The organism is Streptomyces sp. NPDC053493 (assembly GCF_044544825.1).
Taxonomy (GTDB): Bacteria; Actinomycetota; Actinomycetes; order Streptomycetales; family Streptomycetaceae; genus Streptomyces.
In genome coordinates this window covers 358,188-376,479 of sequence record NZ_JBITXS010000002.1, presented here as the reverse complement: position 1 = coordinate 376,479, position 18,292 = coordinate 358,188, and the positions used below count along the sequence as shown (strand labels likewise).

Below are 18,292 nucleotides of genomic sequence, written 5' to 3'. Positions count from 1 at the left end.
CTGGTCGTTATACCCGTAGGGGGTATAACGCAGGAGTGGTTCCGGGAGTTCCCGGTGGCGTTCTAGGATCGAGGGGTGATCAAAGGCGTCATGTTCGACTTCTCCGGCACCCTGCTGCGCGTCGAGTCCGTCGCCCACTGGCTGGACGCGGGCCTGGCCGCGGCGGGTGTGGTGCTCTCGGGCGACGAGTTCGCCCACGCCGTGGAGCGCCTCACCCACCACGGAGCCCTGCCCGGCGGCCCGGCCCCGCGCGAGGTGCCCGAGAAGCTGAAGCGGCTGTGGGAGGAGCGCGACCTCGACGCCGGGCGGCACCGCGCCGCGTACACGGGGCTGATGCGCGAGGCCGGGATCACCGACCCGAAGCTCGCCGATGCCCTCTACGACCGCCACCGCACCCCCGAGGCCTGGCACCCCTACCCGGACACCGCCCGCACCCTCGGCGAACTCAGCCGCGGCGGCGTCGCGGTCGCCGTCGTCAGCAACATCGGCTGGGACCTGCGGCCCGTGTTCCGCGCCCACGGCCTCGACGAGTGGGTCGACGTCTACGCCCTCTCCTACGAGGTCGGCGTCCGCAAGCCCGATCCCGGCATCTTCCGCTACGCCTGCGAAGGCCTCGGCCTCGCCCCGCACGAGACCCTGATGGTCGGCGACGAACGCGCCGCCGACGGCGGCGCCGGGGCCCTCGGCGCCCGCGTCCACTTCGTCGACCACCTCCCCGTCGACCGCCGCCCGCACGGCCTCCTCCCGGTCTTCGGCATGCTCGGCGGCGGCTGACTGACGACCCGTCAAGTCGTCGCATGCCGACGGTAGTCGAGGAAAATGCGCCGGGTTCGCGCCCCCGGCGCACTCGGTGCGGGAGCGGCGTGCGCTCGACCGAAGGGGCGGAGCGGTGTCCTTGAAACCCCGACCTCACGCAGTCGCTCGTTAGGTGCGGATTTTCGATCTGCTCGGCGTAGAGGCTCTTGCCACTCTCCATCCCGATATGCGTCGCTATGTCCTGTCGCGTACCAGGGCCAGAGCGACCGGCCCCGGTGCATCGCGACGTGAAAGGACGCGAGCATGGGTGTCATCCAGGACCGGGCCGTCGCCCGGCTCACCGACAAGGCGAACCTCGCGCAACTGCTCACTCCCCGGGCCCGCCTCCTCGTCGAGCAGACGCACGACCTGGAGCACGAGCGCATCGACTCCGTGACGGCGCTGCGGGTCCGTGCGGTCACCGCGCTGACGCCGCTGTTCCGTCTCAACTCCCGCCGGGGCAACTGGAGTCAGGTCGTGCCCTCGCTCACCCGGTCCGATTTCGCCTGGGAGGGCGAGGGGGCGGAACCGGTGTGGATCGACGTCCTCGCCGAGGTGGAGGTCGACCTCGTCGCCGAGACCGACCCCGGTGGACTGGACTCACTCGTCGTCAAGGCGGTGGACGCCTACACGACCCTGGAGCAGTTCCGCGCCCAGTTCCGCTTCCTTGACCTCGACGCGTTCATGCGCAGCCACGGCCTGACCACCGTGGAGGACCTGCGCGAATCCGGCGAGTACCTGCGCACGGAGGTCACGTTGCGACCCCCACCCGACTTCGATCCGGCCGATCCCGTCAACCGCCGGACCGTCAGCCTGGAGACCGCCCTGGTCGTCGGCGATCCGGCCGACGTCGCGGGAGCGGTACGAGCGGCCCGCCTCGTCGCGGCAGCGGCCCGGGACCGCCCGCTCGCTCCCGGCCCGTTCGGAGTGCGCAAGGCGCCGTACGCACTGGCCGCCGCCTTTCCCGTACCCGGCAACCTCGACCCTCCCCCGCAACAGGGGCTCAGCCAGGCGGAGATCGAGACCCTGCTCACCCGCGCGGGCATCGTTGCCGTCTTCCTCAACTGACGCCCGCCGGCCGCGCTCGGGGCCGGCCCCACCTCCACACCGTCCGAGCCCCTCCCGATGCCGGAAGGAAGCACGTCCCATGACCACGACCGATCCCGTCCGCTACATCCGGGTCAAGATCGAGGACTTCCCGTTCGCGCCGGCCAACCGCGCCTACGGCAACGTCGCCATCCTCGGTCTCGCGACCCCGCCGGCCACGCCGCCCGACACGTTCGTCCAGCCCAACGTCCCGACGCTCTTCACCGACGTCAACGATGCCCGGACCCTGGCCACCGGCCCGCTCGGCGAAGCGGTCGCGACCGCCCTCGTCCAAGAGCCCGGGCCCAGCGAGGTCTGGGCCGTTCGCCTCGCCGACAGCAGCGACGGGGCCCTCGACGCGGCGCTCGCCAGGGTGGCCACGCTCAACGTCCAGTTGGTGGCCGTCGCCAACACCCCGCTGGTCCGGACCTCGGGGGACGACGAGCAGTCCGCGCCCACGCCCGCGATCGTCAAACTGGCCGAGCACGTCGACGCCGTCGCCGGCGACGGCATGGAACGCATCGGCGTCGCCATGCTCGGCAAGGGCGACACCAACCCCGGGATCGTCGAGGGCAAACTGGCCACCGAGCGCATGGTGTACGTGGCGCACAAGAGCGACGAGGACGTCGCCGCGGCCGTCGCCGGCACGATCGCCGGCTACGAACCCCACATCTCCCTGCTGTTGAAGCAGGTCAAGGTCAGCTCCGAGCCCTTCAGCGCCCAGGACGTCCTCACGATCAACGGCGCCGAGGGCGAGAACTCCGGAGGCCCGGGCGGACAGGGCGTCAACTGGCTGGTGGACCCGCCGCTCATCCCGGGCAAGGGCGTCTTCCTCGGTGAGGGCTACACCGGAAACGCGAAGCCCGGCGGCAAGAAGTACATCGACATCGTCCGTACCGTCGACGACATCACCTTCCGTCTCAAGGCCCAGCTCATCGGGTCCATCGGCAACCTCCGCATCAGCCGCGCCGGGCTGCGCGGTCTGGTGGCCGAGATGGAGACCGTCCTCGAACCCCTGCGGCGGGCCGCGGTCATCGACTCCTACGAGATCGTCCTGCCCATCCTCGTCCTGCTCGACAAGCCGCAGCCCACCCCGCAGGAGGAGAACCTGATCAAGAAGGCGCGGGCCGAACGCGCCGTCGAGGCGCTGGTGCGCATCACGTACGCCGGAGCCGTCCACCGCATCAACATCACCCTGAAGTTCGAATAGGAGCCGCCTCCATGTCCGACTGGAACACCCGGCTGGAAGTCAAACTCGGCGGCCGGACCATCTCGCCGATCACCAACTTCTCCCCGTCCTTCAACGTGCCCCACACAGTGATCCACAGCCTGGAGGAGGACGGCGTCGGCTATGTACGCCAGCCCTTCACCTTCACCTTCACGCTCACCATTCCGGCCATCGCCTCCGCGGTCGCCGAGCTCACGGAACTCGCCGTCACCGGCAAGGAGTTCGCCGTGGCCGTCGCCGAGAAGAAGGGCACCGACTGGGCGTTCGCCTCGCTCAAGTTCAGCCGCTGCATCGTCAGCGCCGCCCAGCCCAGCAACGTCACCGTGGACGGCGTACCGCAGGCCACGTTCACCTGCATGGCGCTCAACGTCGGCGTGGAGGAGTGACCATGGCCGCGGCAGAGGAGTCCCGGGTCGAACGGACCGGCCTCGCGCTCGTCCACGAGGGCGAATACATCCGCCCCGCCGCCGGAAGCGAGGCCGTCGTGACCCACCGCGGCAGCGGCGCCACCGTCGTCCACTACCACTTCCCCGTGGAGGTGGCGGTGGTCGGTGCCCTCCAGGACCACCACGTGCGACAGATCGCAGGTCACGTCTTCGACGAACTCGACCGCGAACTCGGCAGCCGGGGGTAGCCCATGGCGGACAAGGTGCTCGTCGGCGTGGTCCCCCTGCTCTACGTGCAGAGCATCACCATGACGGAGGGCTACCGGGTCGAGCGCATCCTGGGCAGCAGGTTCGCCCAGGCCACACAGCCGTCCACGAAGACGATCACCATCGAGGCGCTGCTGCTCGGCCCGGAGCGCCTCGTCACGAAGAAGGCCCTCGAGGTGCTCGCGCTCACCTCGCGGGCCCTGCTCTCGGCGGCAGGTCCGGCGCTCGCGGCAGGCGGCATCCCCGTCGTCTGCGGTCTGACGCTCAGTCTCGACATGCAGATCACCGATCTCCGCTTCGCGCAGAGCGTGCAGAAGCGCGACGCCATCGACGTGTCGCTGACGCTCCAGCACGTGCCGCGGTCCAGCCTCACCGCGCTCATCGGCGAGGCCGCGGACCTGGCCCTCGCCGCCGGCACCGCCGCCGTCCCCTCCGTGCCCGCGCCCGGCGCCGTGCCCCGGCCGCCCGGCCCGCCGCTCGGCTGACCGACCCGTCCGCGACCCTTCGGCCCGACCCCGCCCCGCCCCGAGAGGAGGCCCGATGCAGGCGAGCCTGCCCGTCGACGCCGACGAAGGATTCCCGCAGTCCTTCCGGCTGCGCTTCGGCGACCACGTGTACCGGATCGAGCTGTACGTCAACGCCGCCGAGGAGGCCGTGGCCCGGGGCGGTGTGCTCGACCTCCTCGCCGGCCGCGGGCCGTTCCTCGTCATCGCCGTCCGGCGCGAGGACGCCACCGGTCTCGTCCCGCTGCTGCGCCGCAAGGCCGTACGGGACCTGCCCTGCCCGGCCGGCGACCTCGGCATCGTCTTCCGGCAGGCCTTGGTGGACGTACGCAACCTCAACGGCGCCGGGAGCTACGGCTCGCGCGTCCTCGCGGGGGTGACCGCACGATGAGCTTCGCCATCCGCTACAGCGTCACCGTCGACGAGGAGAAGCCCGCCGGCGGCGGTCTGCTCGGCACCCTCGCCGCCACCGCCGGCTCCCTCGTCGGTCTCACCGGACTGCCGCTCAACGTCTCCAACGACATCTTCGGCGGCACCCTCGTCCTCGACGCCGACATCACCGTCACCATGAACGAGGGCGCCGTCGCGAGCACCTTCGAGGTCGTCCTCGTCAACCCACCCGGCGACACCGTCGAGATGCTCCGTGCCAAACTCGCCGACCAGGCCCTCACCGTCACCGTCAAGCTCGGCTACTTCGACGACCCCGGCGTCGGCCGCAAGCCCGTGATGGAGGGCCGCGTCATGCGACTCGCCTCCTGGGTGGGCGAGGACGGCCTCAACCGCATCCGCCTCACCGGACAGGACGCCGGAGGCTACGCGCTACGCATGACACCCGCGGCCGCCCACCGTGCCCGCTCCTGTCACGCCCTGGAGTTCGCCGAGAAGGTCGTGAAGGCGGCCGGCCTCACCCTCGCCGAGGGCTCCGTCCTGCTCGCCGACCTCGCCGACCACACCGTACGCAACCCCACCGCGCTCGGTGCCCTCCGCGACCTCGCGGCGACCGTCCCCGCACCCGTCGTCATCCGCGACAAGCGCGTCTACATCGGCCCCGTCGTCGGCTCCGGCGACCCCGCCCCGGTTCCCTTCGACCCCGCCGTCAACCTCGTCTCCTACGGCGACGCGCAGGGCGAGGAGAGCATCGTCGTCGCTCCCGGCGAGGAATCACCGCCCAGCCGCACCACCATGAGCCTCGTCGTCCTCGGTCATCCCGGCCTGCGGGTAGGTCAGGTCGCCACGCTGAAGAACCTCGACAACGTCCCGGCCGGACCGCTGCGCATCACCCGGGTGGTCCACCGCTTCGGCGTCCGCACCGGCTACGTCTGCGAGGTCCAACTCGTCGCCGCCAAGGCGGGGGAGTACGTCGAGGCCGGTGACGGCGTCCGCGCCTGCGTCGACCGCCTCGAGGCAGGCGCCGAACGGCAGCGCATCGCCCGGCCCTCGGTCGACGTCGGCGAGGTCACCGCCTACCGCTCCGCCGGCCACCAGGTGTCCCTCGCCTACGGCCAGGACCCACCCCCGGGAATGAGCACTCCCAGCGTCAGCGGCCCCGTCGACGACGCCGTCGCCCTCCTCGACAAGCCCGTCGCCTCTCCGTTCGCCTTCGGCCCCTGCGGTCTGATGACCCCCGTCTACCCGGGCATGCGCGCCCTGCTCGCCCACAACCGCGGGCTCGTCAACGACGCCGCCGTCGTCGGCTACCTCTGGCCGCGCACGCTCGGCGCCCGGGCGCCCTCACCCGAACCCGGCGACCACTGGCTTGCTCTGCCCACCGGGCTCGGCCCCGACGGGCAGCCCTTCGGCCCCGGGGTCAACGACCTCACCGACGCCAAGGGCGGCCGGGTGATCCAGGCCCGAGGCCTCCATGTCCTCGTCGGCACCGGAAAGCTGCCCCAGGTCGGCACCCGGCCCACCCCGCCCACCGACGACACGATCACCCTTGAGCACCACACCGGAACCACCATCGAGATCGACACGGCCGGTGCCGTCACCGTCCGTACGAAGGGAAGCAAGATCATGCTCACCAACGGGGCCGTGAGCCTGTCCCTCGACGGCGCCTCGGTGCGGGTGGCGTGATGCCGCGCGTCCTCACCACCGCCGCCGTCATCCGCTGCGTCCACTCCGGCACCTTCCTCGTCACCGCGTCGCAGCACACCCTCACCGTCGACGGCGCGCCCGTGCTGCTCCTCAGCGACCTGCTGACCGCCACCGTCCCCGACTGCACCAACACCAACGCCGCCGCGGGCCAGGCGCCCTGCGTGAAGGTCACGACCGTCAGCGCCGGAGGCAGCCGGCTGCTCTCCGTCGGCGGCAGCCCCGTCGCCCTCGACACCGCCAAGGGCACCAGCCAGGCGGTCCCCGTCCTTCCCGTGGCCTGGCAGGTCTCCTCCGCCGGCCAGAACCGACTGAGCACGGACTGAAGGAGCAGCCGCCATGACCGCCCTGGAACCCCTCGGCCACAGCCTGCTCCTCAGCGACGGCGACCTCGTCGTCCGCGGCACCGGCCTCGCCGAGGTGCACGGCCTGGCCAACCTGGTCCAGGCGCTCACCCTGCGCCTGCTCACCCCGTTCGGCTCCGACCGCTGCGACCACCGGTACGGGCTGAGCGCCGGAACGGCCTTCACGCACCCCGCCGGGCCACGCGTCTTCAAGGACCTCCTGCGCCTGGAGATCGTCCGCACCCTTGCCACCGACCCGCGGGTCCACGAGGTCGTCGACGTCGTGTTCACCGAGGACGAGCCCGGTCAGCCCGGGGCCGCCCGCTCCCGGGTCCTGTCCGTCCGCGTGCTGGTGGAAGCCGTCGACGGCCGGACCACCGCCCTCACCGCCGAAGTGGAGGTGTGAGCCATGACGTACGGCGTCACACAGGACGGCTTCGTCCTCAAAGGCCTCGACGTCATCCTCGCCGAGAGCAAAGCCCGCACCAGAGCCGCTCTCGGCCAGGACGTCGACCTGTCACCCACCAGCCCCCTCGGCAAACTCCTCGAAGTGGTCGCGCAGGAGGACGCCGAGCTGTGGAAGCGGATGGAGGACCTCTACTACGCCCAGTTCGTCGCCACCGCCAACGGCGCCTCCCTCGACCTGCTCGGCGACGACGCCGGGCTCGCCCGGCACGTCGGCCGCCGGGCCGGAGACGTCACCCTCACCCTGGCCGGCGGCGTGCCCGGCCGCACCTACGTGGTGCCCGAGGCCACCGTACTGATCACCGCCGGCCCGACCGTCCGGGCCTTCGCCACCACCGCCCCGACCGAACTCACCGCCGCCGCACCCGCCCGTACCGTACGCGTTCTGGCCGTCGAGCCGGGCGACGCGGAGGTCGCCGCCGGAGCCGTCGTCGACGTGCACCCCGACCACCGCGCCCAGTACCTCGCCGACTGGCCGCCCGCCACCCTCGCCGTCACCAACTCGGCCCCCTTCACCGAACTGCACCCCGAGGACGACGACGCCTACCGCGCCCGCCTCGTCGCCCTCCCGCGCGCCCTGTGGACCGTGGACGCCGTCCGGCAGGCCGCGCTGCGCGTCCCCGACGTCATCGACGCCCGGGTCTCCGACCCGCTCGGAGGCATCGACGTCTCCCAGGCCTACTTCGGAGGCTTCGACTTCGGAGGCCGCACCTTCACCGACGAGCGCCGGGTCGGCGAGCCCTACTTCGCGGAAGTCGCGGTCGCCCACCGCAACGTGCGCCCCTGGAACACCCTGGAGGGCGACGCGGCCGTGGCCGGTGTCCGCGAACTCGTCGAGAAGGAGGTCGAACGCGTCCGCCCCATCGGTGTCCACATCAATGTCGTGGAAGCCGACCACATCGACGTGTCGGTCCGCGCCGAGATCGTCCTCGCGCCCGGATTCGACGCCACCGCCGTCACCGCCCGCATCCGGCAGCGACTCGCCGCCGACATCGGCCGGCTCCGTCTCGGCGACGACGTCCTCTACGCCCGAGTGATGTGCGCCCTCGCCGACCAGCAGGGCGTCGAGGACGTCCGACGGCTCCATCTGCGCCGCTGCCCGCCCGCCTTCGGCCGGTTCGGCTTCGGCGGGGTGCCGTACCAGCTCGGCATCGTCGAAGCCGCCGTCGGCGAGAGCCTCGCCATGGGCCCGACCGAGATGGCCGTCTTCGCCACGGACCCAGCGCTGAGCCGGATCGAGGTGGTGAACCGGTGACCGCCTCCGCGACCGAGCGCACCGCTCCCGACCGGCCCCGTCTGGCGGCCGCCGACATGGCGGCCCGGCTCACCGTGCCCTTCGCCCGCGGCGCCGACCAACTGCACCTGACCGTACGGGGAGTGACGATCGACCCGTACGACTTCTCCCTGCACAAGGCCCAGTTCGGGATCACCCCGCACCCGCTCTACGTCCTCCAGGCCCGCACCGACGTCCCCGCCACCACCGTCACCCTGACCGTCAAGGGCGGTTCCGTCGTCGTGGTCCCCCTGCCCGACGGGCTCGCCGCCGGAACCTCCGTCCCCGTGCCCGAGCCGCCCGACCTGCTCACCGGCATCAATTCGGGCCTGAAGGGCGGCCAGGAGCAGTGGTGGCAGATCACCGCCCTGCTCGGCACCATGGCCAGGCTGCTGTGGGCCGTCGGCTGGGAACGCGACCACCTGCGCCACCAGATCGCCCGCACGCTCGCCCAGCGCTCCCCGGGCCAGGCCACCGGCGTGCAGCTGGACCGCACCGGCGCCGGCCTCGGCGTCGTCCGCGCTTCCGGAGAGACGGACGAGGCCTACGGCCGCCGCGTGGCCGTCGCCCGCCGCTGGACCCTGCCCACCCCGGCCGGACTCGCCGCCGCACTCAACGACGCCGCCGGCCCGCTCGACGGCATCGCGAACCCGTTCGTCGTCGACGACACCAACGCCGAACTCCGCCGCGGAGTACTGCCGCTGCGGATCGTGCCCCGCGTGCTGCTCGCCGGGCTGAGCATCGACACCCGAGGCACCGTCGGCACCGACCTGCCCCCACCCGAGGGCGAGGACCTCTTCCACCCCGCCTTCCTCACCACCCTCTCCTCGACCGTCTGCGACGCCGACCCCGCCCCCGGCGGGACCGTCGCGCCCGGAGCGCAGCCCGCCGACCCTCGGCGCGTCCAGCCCGCCGTCGCCGCCGCCCTCGGCCGGCTCGCCGAGCTGCTCACGGGACGCGTCCGGGTCCGCTCCGGCTACGACCCGACCGCCACCGACGCCCGCGCCACCGGACGCGCCGTCCTCCTCAGCCACCCGAGTACGGCGCCCGACCGGCTCGCCGCCCTCGCCCACCGGGCCGGCTTCGACCTCGTCACCCACCGCACCGACGGCCTGGTCCACGCCGAGAGCGCCCCGGGCGAGCTCCTCGGCATCGACACCGCGGGCGGCACCGTCCTCGTCGGCGGCACCCTCGTCCTCACTGCCCTGCCCGCGCCACCGCCGCCCGGCTCGTTCGTCCGCTGGTCCGTCGTGCCCTGCGGGGCCGGCCGCGGGCAGCTCGCCGCTCCCGCCGAAGGGCCCACCACCGTCCTCACCGGCATCGCCGCCGGCCGGCTGATCGTGACCGCCGAACTCCGCCTCGGCGGCCTCACCCTCACCAGCGCCCGCGAGATCACCGTCCGGCCCGTGACCGTGGGCGACGGTACCGCCATCGGCGCGGACGGCACGCCCAACCCCGCTCCGCCGCCCGCCGACCTGCCCGGCGAGGCCCTGCACGCCGTGTTCCTCGTACGGCACGACGACCCGGCCCACGCCGAGTACGGCACCGACCCCGCCCACCACCAGATGCGCCGTGAGACCGCCGAACACCTGGACCGGCTCATCACCCTGCTGCCCGCCTCCGCGAACAAGCTCGCCGTACGCCGGGACCTCGCCGCCGACGCGAGCGCCCTCGCCAAGGAAGGCCGCGAACTGCGCCTCACCCATCCGAGCGTCGCCGCCGCAACGCTCGGGGCACTCGCCCACCAGGCCGGCTTCACCCACGTCAGGGTCACCGCCGGCACCGTCGTCGTCTCCCAGGCCGCCCAGGACCCGGTCCGGGTCACAGCGCCCCTGCTGCCCGGCGGTGTGCTGGAGACCGGTGCGACCGCCAAGCTGTCCGTGGCTCCGACCCCGGCCGAGGTCGGTGCCGTCGGCGTCCTCGTGTGGTCCACCGGCGACGGAGCCGCCTCACTCTTCACCACGGCTCCCGGCGAGATGTCCGTACGCGGCGAGCGTCCAGGCCCCGCCTGGGTGCAGGCGGCCTACCGCATCGGCGACCGGCCCGGCCCGTACCAGATGGTCGTGCGACTGCGCCCCGAGCTCGCCGGACACACGCTGCCGCCCGCCACCCGCGACCTGATCGTGAGCCTCCTCGCCGCCCTGCGCCCCCTCGGCGTCGAGGTCGTCACCCGCACCCTCACCGGAGGCACTCCGTGACCGACATCAGCTTCACCCCCACCTTCAAACACGTCACCTGGGTGGACAACCGCGACCGTGTCGCGGCCGGCGGACAGAACGGCTTCAACGTCCGCTTCGACGCGATCCAGAAAGACCTGGCAGAGCTGTCGAGGGTCGTCGGAGTCATCGACGCCGGGCTCAAGGCGGCCGGCCAGCACCCGGCGACCACCCGGCTGCTCGCCCTCGCCCCCGCCTTCACACCGCTGCCGCCCGCCAAACCCTGGGGCCTGGACCGCTTCGGCGTGGCGACCCGCCTCTCCACCACCGACTCCTCCGTCACCGGCCTGATCCCCGTCAGCCCGCCCGACGGCGCCAAACTGCTCAAACTGCGGGCCGTCGGCCAGAACTCCGGCGGAGGCAACCTGGCCGTCAGCCTCTTCCGCGCCAAGCTCGCCGACGCCACCGCCCGGGAGTCCATCGCCTCGGTCACCTGCACCGGCACCTTCGACGCGCCCGTCGACGTGACGCCGGGCAAGGAGGTGGTCGACATGGCGACCTACCGCTACTTCGTCACGGCCTCGCTCAGCAACGCGGCCGACGGCGACATCGTCAACATCATCAGCGTCCAGCTCTCCTACATCGCCGCCTGAACGGAGCAAGTCCCATGGCCGGAAACCTCTACATCCCCATCGACTTCGGCCTCAACGGGCCGGGAAACGACAACGGCAACCGACCCTGGCAGGGGCCGCAGGCCTTCTACGACAACGCCAGTATCTGGCTCGACCCCCGGACCAACGTGGCCCACGTCGGCGAGGCGACGCACGTCAAGGTGCGGATCAGCAACCGCGGCGGACAGACCATGAAGGCCGTCACGGTGCAGGCCTGGTCGTTCGTCCCCGGCATCGGCAACATGTCGCCGTCGAGCGCGATCCAGACCTTCGAGAGCGGCATGGGCGACGTCCCGGCCGGCAGTTCGCTGGTCTTCACCTGTGACGCCAGTCCGGTCTGGCACCCCAGCACCGAAGAGCTGGCGAAGACCACGAACGGTCACATGTGCATCATCGCCAACTGCTTCCAGAGCGACGAATTCGTCCCGGATCCCGAGGGCGGTCCGGTCCCCAACGCCCGTCCGGTCGACCCCGTGGGAGACCAGCACCAAGGACAGCGCAACATCCAGATCGTCCAGGTCCAGCAGGACGCCGTGTCCGAACCCCAGCACGTGCACTACAGCACGTACACGCCGCCGGTGGAGCACACCCCCCACACGGGTCCGTACCTCGTCAGCGCCACGCACAATCTGCGGGAGCTCGACCCCGCGGGCATCCTCGCCCTCCGCGGCCACGAAGGGTTCTCGATCGACTCGGACACCGTCATCGCGAACGGCGGACTGAACCTCCTCACCTCCGGCGGTCCACGGAAGATCCTGCCCAGCACCGAGCCGCCCACCTTCGAGCTGCGGGCCCCGGGCATGCCGGGGCTCGGCGAGGCGTTCCACTTCGCCGAGGACCGACCCGTCATGATCGACTCCGAGATGGTCGTCCAACTGCCCCGCGACGCCGAGGTCGGCAGCCTGCACACCTTCGACATCGGCCTCAAGGACGACAAGGGATACCTCGTCGGCTCAGGGCTGACCGTGATGATGCTGGTCACCGAGTAGCCAGAGCCGAACCGCCGTGGAGATCCACGTCCGGGTACCGGTGAGGATCACCCTCACCGGAGAGCCGGGACCCGCAGAACTGGCCGCGCTCGGCAACCGCCTCACCGCGCTGGTCACGGCCCGCCTCGCGGCGGCCGACCGGGAGCTCGCCCGCCGCCACCCGGCGACGGAGCCCGACGGCGAGCCTCGGGACCGGACAGACCTACGGGAACCCTACGACCCCGCCCGGGAGGCGGACTACGGCTACGGCCTGCCCTCCTACGCGGACGGAGGCCGGCCCGCGCGCGTGCCGGTACACGGCGGACCGGGACACCGGGGGCCGGCCCCCGGCCGGCCCGAGGAGCCGTGGACCGTGCTGCGCACCGGCCGGGCGCGGCTTCCCGTCGAACGCTTCCTGGCCTACATCGAGGACGTCCTCCACGCCCCCTTCCCGCAGGCCGTCCTCTACGCCTCCCTGGCCGGCACCAGCCGGCCGGTGGAGGTGTGGCTGGTGCGGTTGAACAAGCCGTACGTGCCCGACGAACTGGGCCAGGAACTCCTCGCCCGGGCCTCCACGGGCGCCGTCGCCGACGCGGGCGGGCGCACCGAACCCGCCTGGGCGCTCACCGGGTCCGAGGAGGCGCTGCACCGGCTCGTCGAGGCAGACGAGGACGGCACACTGGCGCCGCGCGTCCCCGGCGTGCCCTACGGCCACGTCCTGTTCGCGTTCATGCGGCTGCCTCGGGTCGACCTCACCGACGTGGCCGTCGTCGGCCCCGGCCTGTCCCTGACCATGACCGTGCGTGAGGCCGGATTCTGTGTGGACCCGCAGGTGTTCGAGCGGGGTGTCGGCGTCCCCTGGAGCCGCTACGCCGAGGAGTTCGGCGACGAGACCGTCACCGTCTGGACCCAGCCCGCCGTCCTGCGGCCCGCCTCGACGGCGCTCGACATCACCGGGGACAGCGGGCGGGAGGCCCTGTTCCTGCTGTTCGACCGGCACGCGGGCAGCGCCGCCCCGCACCACGAGCCCGCCGCCCGGTTGTTCGTCGCCGAGGGTGACGTCCTTCCCGGACTGCCCGAGGCGGTACGGAGGCAGAGCTCCTGGCCGGCGGAGGCGGGCGTCCGGGTCCTGTACTGCCGGGCCCATCTCGACCTCGCCCCCGAACGCCTGGGCGTCGCCGGCTTCCGGCCCGCCGCCCGGCAGCTCGCCGCCTCGCTCGTCGCCCGTCTGAACGACGAGCGGTTCGGCGACGTCCTCGACCACGCCCTCGACGAGGCCGCGCCCTACCACCGAGGCCGGTTCGGCAGCCTCTTCGGCCAGGTCCTCGCCGAGCTCGAACAGCAGCGGAAACTGGACGAGTTCTTCGACGCGGCCGACGCCACCCGCCGGTTCGCCCTGCGGCTGCGCCTGCTCCAGCAGTGCGAGACCACCCCGTACGCCCGGCACGCACGTGTCCAGAGGCTGCGCACCGACCTCGGGGAGGAGCGCAGAGCCACCACCTTCAACACCTACACCCCGGGCGGGCCGGGACAGGGCGCCGTCCAACTGCATCGCGACCCCGACACCACCGTCCCGGCCGGCGGGCTCCTCGGCGACGCCGACCCGATCTACACCAGACGGTCCGAGGCCATGCGGCCCAAACCGGGCAAGGCGGAGGCGCTGCGCACCGAACTCCTCGCCCAGCGCGCCCGGCTCGTTTCCGACCTCCTAACGGGCCGTGAACAACGCACTTACACCGAAGGTGAGTTCGCGGCCGAGGTCATCGAGCGTTCGGCGCGGGCCGCGCACGTCACGGCGGACGACTTCGAGAAGGTCGAGGTGGAGTACGGCATCCGGCTGCTCGAGGTCATCTCGTCCCAGAACGGCGGCATCGCCTCCTACGACGTGAAGTTCGAGATCGTCTCGCGCACCGTCGGCGGCGGCGAGCCGTGGGGCCGCGCCGCCGGACCGCTCGTCGAGGGCGTCGGAGAGTTCGAAGCCCGGCTGGTGCAGTGGCGGCTGGGCCGTCACGGCGAGTTCTTCCACACGGTCGGCCTCGTCGTGCTCGTCGTCGGCGGCATCGCCGTCGCCTGGGAGGCGGGCATCGTCGCCCTGCTCGTCCAGGTCGGCGGTGGCGGTACGGCGGTCGGCATCGGGATCGGCCTGTCCGAGGCCACCTATCTCCTCAAGGTGATCCTCGGCAAGGAGGAGGCGAGCGTCGGAGGTTTCGTCATGGCGGCCGTCGACGGCTACCTCGGCGCCGTCGGCTTCCGCGTCGGCGCGGGACTCGGCGGCTGGGCGGGCGGCCGCATCGGCACCGCCACCCTGCGCGGCCGGGTCCTCGCCTGGCTCGTGCCCAAGCTCGTCACGGGCTCCGTCGGCGGAGCCACCACGGCCGCGCTGGAGACCTTCGCGCACGACGTCGTCACCGTGGCCTTCCGGGACGGCCGCTGGACCGGCGTCGACGAGTACGTCCGGCGCATGGAGTACGGCGCGGTCGTCGGCATCGTCGCGGAATTCACGGTGGTGCCGTTCCTGCGCGGGCTGCTCAAGCGTGCCGCGCCGACCCTGGTCAAGGCCGCGCTCCTCACCCAACTGCTGCGCGACGAGGGCGTGACGGTGGAGCGGTGGACGGAGGCCATGGTCCTGACCCGTCGGCGCATGGAGCAGACGCTCGGAAGGACCCTCCCCGAGGCGGAGGCCCGGGCCTGGACGACGGCGCTGGCCGAACGCGTCGACGAGGCCGTCCCGCAGCCGGTGCCTGGCCACGTCCACCCGCACGCCCACCCGCAGCCGGGGCCGGTGCCGGCCACGCCCGAGGGCGTGCCGTCCGTGGAGCCCGCGACAGGATCCGCGCCGGGCTCCGTACGCCTCCGGCCCGGCCCGGCCGCCCGCTGGCAGAGCCGCGCGCAACTCGAACAGGCCGCGCTCACCGATCCCGACGCCGGTCTGGACAGGGCCTGGTACGAGAACGCGAGCGAGGCGCAGCTACGGGCCCGCGAGTCCCGCGATCCGGTGGCCCGGGAGTACCTCGACGAACGCTGGGGCGGCAGACGCCGCCCGTACCAGCCCGACCGGCCCGGCGACCCCGCCCTGCAGAACCGGCTGCGAGACGACCTGCGCGAGGCGCGCGCCGCCGTCGAGGCCGAACGCCGCCGGCTGGAGCAGGCCGGCCTCCGAGAGCCCTCCGAGCGCGAGGGCGCCGGTTTCGAGACCCGCAGGACACGCGCGGGCGAGCAGAGCGTCCCGCCCACCGCCAAGGCCGCCGCCGGCTACGAAGGAACCGTCGCCGTCGCCCGAACGGACATCCCGGCCCTCGCCGGCGAGCTCTTCACCGGTGGCTCGCCGCGCGCGCTCGGCTCGTACGACCCCGGGCACGCCATCCGGCCGCCGGAGAACGTGGTGGTGCCCCAGGCGCACGGGCACGCGGAGCAGGACATCGGCCAGCAGATCGACGCCAGGCTCGCCGCCCTCGGGCCGGCCGAACGGCAGGCGGCCCGCGGCCACACCGTGTCCGTCCGGGTCGACCAGGAGGTCTGTTCCATCTGTGCCGCGGCCCTCGGCGGCGGACCCAGAGCCGGTGTCCTGGCACGGCTCAGCGCCCGCCACCCCGACATCGTGTTCGAGGTCACCGCCGACGACACCAGCACCGTCTACCGCATCGTCGGCGGCAGGAGGGTCCGATGAGCCCCACCCCGGGTCACCACCGACGGCACGAGTACCACGTGCCCGACACCGTACCGCGGCCCGAGGGACTTCCGACGGAGCTCGCCCGCCTCCTCGCCGTCGCCGTCCGTCAGGCCCTCCAGGACGCCATCCGCGCCACCGAGGCCCGCCGGAGCGCCGGCTCGCCCGGCACCGCGGCCCACGGCGGCGGCAGCGACGGGCGCGCGGCCGACGACGGGACCCCACGCGGCGACGCCTATCGGGTCCCCAGCTACGACGACGAGGGTCGCCCCGTCGCCGTGCCGCTCGTCCGGGCCCCGGCCGCTCCCGCCGCCGCGGGTCGTCCCGCGGGCGGGATCGGATCCGGCGCGGCCGGCGCGTCCGGGCGGCGGGACCTCGGTACGGGCGCCCGCTCCACGAGCGGCCCCGCCGCCCCGTCGGCCGCCACCGAGCGCACATGGAGCCCACGCGCCCTGGAAGCCCTTCGCGCGCGCATGGGCCCCGGGTTCCGCAACGCGCTCACCGGCCGCATCTCCGTCGACACCCTGGTGCTCGGCGAGCAGCGGATCCGGCTCGTGCCAGGCCTCGGCGGCACCGACCAGGAGCGGACCGTCGCCGCCCGGCTCGGTGAGGGCGCCTACTACCTCGACCCGATCCCGCGCGAGCGGTTCGGCGTGCAGGCCGCCGCCGTGCCCGGCGCCGGCTACGCCGTCCACCGGGTCGGCGACGACGGCCGCCGCCGCGACACCGGGCTTCGGGTGCTCACCTGGGACACCGCGGTCGTGCCGGCAGGCATCCTCGCCTACACCACGGACGTCAACACGCTACGGGAGACCACGATCGTCGGCCGCAAGCCCGGCGACCCGCGTACGGCCGCCGCCCGCATCGCCGCAGCCCTCGACAAGGGGCTCTCCCAGGCGCCGGGTTCGGTGGTGGCCACCACCCTCAAGGCGCACCTCCGGGACCTCGACGACGACGAGCTCATGGCTGCCTTCGAGGAGCTGCGCAAACTCGGGAAGCTGGGCGAGACCTTGGCCCTGGTCCGCGTCCGGGAGTTCCGGACCTACCTGCACGAACGGAAGGTTCCCTGGTCGTACGTCTTCGCCAACTGGGAGCCGAACGTGGCCGACGGCGCCGCGGTGTTCAGCGGCGTGCTCTGGGGAGCGGGCGAGAGCGTCACGGACGTCCTCGAGGTCATCGGCATGCTGGCCGGTTCGCTCTTCTCCGAGCAACTCGCCCAGGAACGGCACCGCTTCTGGACCGCGATCGTCGCCTGCGTCCAGCACCCGGTGGTCACGGGACAGCAGGGACTGCGGCAACTGCGCGACACCTTCTGGGAGAAGCTGGAGCAGCTGGAGTTCTTCGACGCGGGCCGTTTCCTCGGCCAGCTGGTGGTGGCCCTACTGACCCTTCCGGAGGCCGTCCGGGCCCTGCCGAAGCTCGCCAGGAGCGCCGCCCGCGTGGTCGTCGCGATCAACCGGATCGGTGTCGCCGCTCTCGACCGGATCGGGCTCGCCCTGCGCGACGTGGTGCGCTTCCTGGTCGCCGAGCGGCACGCCCTGGTCACCGACACCGGCGTCGTCCTCATGATGAGCGGCGACGACATCCTCGCCTCGGGGCCGAAGGTCAAGGGCACCTCCGCGCTCGCCCACGCCGAGGTGGTCAAAGCCCTCCAGGACGGCACCGCGCTCCTTCCCGAGGCCGATGTCGACGAGGCCATGAAGCGGCTCGCCGACCTCGAGAAGAAGACAGCCCCCAAGCCCGGCGAGGCTGCGGCGGGCGGCACCGCCGGCGGCAAGGCCGTCCTGACCGTCGAAGCGCTGGAGGACCTGGTCGGCCGGGCCATCGCCGAACTCGGCGAGGCTCCCGGCAGCCCCACCCTGACGAACAGCGTGCGCGGCACCCGGCTGCACACCATCTTCGCCCGCTTGGTCCAGGAGAAGTTCCCGCACAGCGGTCTCACCCTCGTCCCCGAGACCAGTCTGCGCTCCTTCGCCAAGCTCCCCGCCGACGTGCTCGACCTGCCGATCGAGACCTATGTGAAGCGCACGCCCGGTCTGATGCCGTACGAACGTGAGCTGCGTCCGCTGTTCACCGGCGAGGGCGGCAAGGTGCGCCTTGTCGGCGACCTGCGCCCCGACCTCGTGGTCCGCGCGCCGGGCCAGCTCGTCGTCTTCGACCTGACCAGCGTGGAGAAAGGCCGCCACATGGCCAAGAACATCCTCTACACTCTTCTGCTGCGCGCACCGGGCGAGTTCGCCCGCGTCGGCGAGACGTACTGGCGCCACTTCGGCAAGACACCGGCCGAGATCGAGGCCCTCTATCCCCGCGAAGTGCGCGAGGCCGCCCGCCAGGCCGAACTCGCGCGTCACCTGAAGGCACTCCACGACGCGAAGAAGACCACGCCCTGAGG

General features: G+C 72.7%; 16 protein-coding genes. All 16 read left to right on the top strand.

Annotation, left to right across the window (positions count from 1 at the left end; translation table 11 throughout):
* The first annotated feature begins 78 nt into the window (after positions 1-78).
* The 16 genes from ACIGO8_RS07360 (at position 79) to ACIGO8_RS07285 (ending at position 18,290) form a co-directional block, all read left to right on the top strand.
* Positions 79-774, top strand: coding sequence for an HAD family hydrolase (locus tag ACIGO8_RS07360; RefSeq protein WP_399726773.1), 696 nt, complete (start codon positions 79-81; stop codon positions 772-774).
* A 285-nt stretch (positions 775-1,059) separates the two neighbouring features.
* Positions 1,060-1,863 carry a hypothetical protein gene (locus ACIGO8_RS07355; RefSeq protein WP_399725274.1) on the top strand — a complete coding sequence of 268 codons (804 nt, stop codon included), beginning with the start codon at positions 1,060-1,062 and terminating at the stop codon, positions 1,861-1,863.
* A gap of 79 nt (positions 1,864-1,942) precedes the next feature.
* Positions 1,943-3,091 (top strand): hypothetical protein, encoded by a 1,149-nt coding sequence (locus ACIGO8_RS07350; protein ID WP_399725271.1) that lies wholly within the window; start codon positions 1,943-1,945, stop codon positions 3,089-3,091.
* Positions 3,092-3,102: 11 nt separating this feature from the next.
* Positions 3,103-3,495, top strand: coding sequence for a hypothetical protein (locus tag ACIGO8_RS07345; protein ID WP_399725268.1), 393 nt, complete (start codon positions 3,103-3,105; stop codon positions 3,493-3,495).
* Between the two features lie 2 nt (positions 3,496-3,497).
* Positions 3,498-3,743, top strand: coding sequence for a hypothetical protein (locus tag ACIGO8_RS07340; RefSeq protein WP_399725265.1), 246 nt, complete (start codon positions 3,498-3,500; stop codon positions 3,741-3,743).
* A 3-nt stretch (positions 3,744-3,746) separates the two neighbouring features.
* Complete coding sequence (locus ACIGO8_RS07335; protein ID WP_399725262.1) at positions 3,747-4,247, top strand: hypothetical protein; 501 nt, start codon at positions 3,747-3,749, stop codon at positions 4,245-4,247.
* 55 nt (positions 4,248-4,302) lie between these two features.
* Positions 4,303-4,656 (top strand): hypothetical protein, encoded by a 354-nt coding sequence (locus ACIGO8_RS07330; RefSeq protein ID WP_399725260.1) that lies wholly within the window; start codon positions 4,303-4,305, stop codon positions 4,654-4,656.
* On the top strand, positions 4,653-6,338 hold the full coding sequence (locus tag ACIGO8_RS07325; protein ID WP_399725257.1) for a hypothetical protein: 1,686 nt from the start codon (positions 4,653-4,655) through the stop codon (positions 6,336-6,338). Before ACIGO8_RS07330 ends, ACIGO8_RS07325 begins: the two co-directional genes overlap by 4 nt.
* Positions 6,338-6,682, top strand: coding sequence for a hypothetical protein (locus ACIGO8_RS07320; protein ID WP_399725254.1), 345 nt, complete (start codon positions 6,338-6,340; stop codon positions 6,680-6,682). The genes ACIGO8_RS07325 and ACIGO8_RS07320 overlap by 1 nt, the downstream gene beginning before the upstream one ends.
* Positions 6,683-6,695: 13 nt before the next feature.
* Positions 6,696-7,106: a hypothetical protein gene (locus ACIGO8_RS07315; protein WP_399725251.1), complete on the top strand. Its 411-nt coding sequence runs from the start codon at positions 6,696-6,698 to the stop codon at positions 7,104-7,106.
* A 3-nt stretch (positions 7,107-7,109) separates the two neighbouring features.
* Positions 7,110-8,420 carry a baseplate J/gp47 family protein gene (locus tag ACIGO8_RS07310; protein WP_399725248.1) on the top strand — a complete coding sequence of 437 codons (1,311 nt, stop codon included), beginning with the start codon at positions 7,110-7,112 and terminating at the stop codon, positions 8,418-8,420.
* Positions 8,417-10,636, top strand: a complete 2,220-nt coding sequence (locus ACIGO8_RS07305) for a hypothetical protein (protein WP_399725245.1) — start codon at positions 8,417-8,419, stop codon at positions 10,634-10,636. The genes ACIGO8_RS07310 and ACIGO8_RS07305 overlap by 4 nt, the downstream gene beginning before the upstream one ends.
* Positions 10,633-11,247, top strand: coding sequence for a hypothetical protein (locus tag ACIGO8_RS07300; RefSeq protein ID WP_399725242.1), 615 nt, complete (start codon positions 10,633-10,635; stop codon positions 11,245-11,247). The genes ACIGO8_RS07305 and ACIGO8_RS07300 overlap by 4 nt, the downstream gene beginning before the upstream one ends.
* Before the next feature lie 14 nt (positions 11,248-11,261).
* Entirely contained in the window at positions 11,262-12,254 is a 993-nt protein-coding gene (locus tag ACIGO8_RS07295; RefSeq protein WP_399725239.1) for a hypothetical protein, read from the top strand.
* A gap of 16 nt (positions 12,255-12,270) precedes the next feature.
* Positions 12,271-15,900: a hypothetical protein gene (locus ACIGO8_RS07290; RefSeq protein ID WP_399725237.1), complete on the top strand. Its 3,630-nt coding sequence runs from the start codon at positions 12,271-12,273 to the stop codon at positions 15,898-15,900.
* Positions 15,897-18,290: a hypothetical protein gene (locus ACIGO8_RS07285; RefSeq protein ID WP_399725234.1), complete on the top strand. Its 2,394-nt coding sequence runs from the start codon at positions 15,897-15,899 to the stop codon at positions 18,288-18,290. The genes ACIGO8_RS07290 and ACIGO8_RS07285 overlap by 4 nt, the downstream gene beginning before the upstream one ends.
* Positions 18,291-18,292 lie beyond the last annotated feature (2 nt).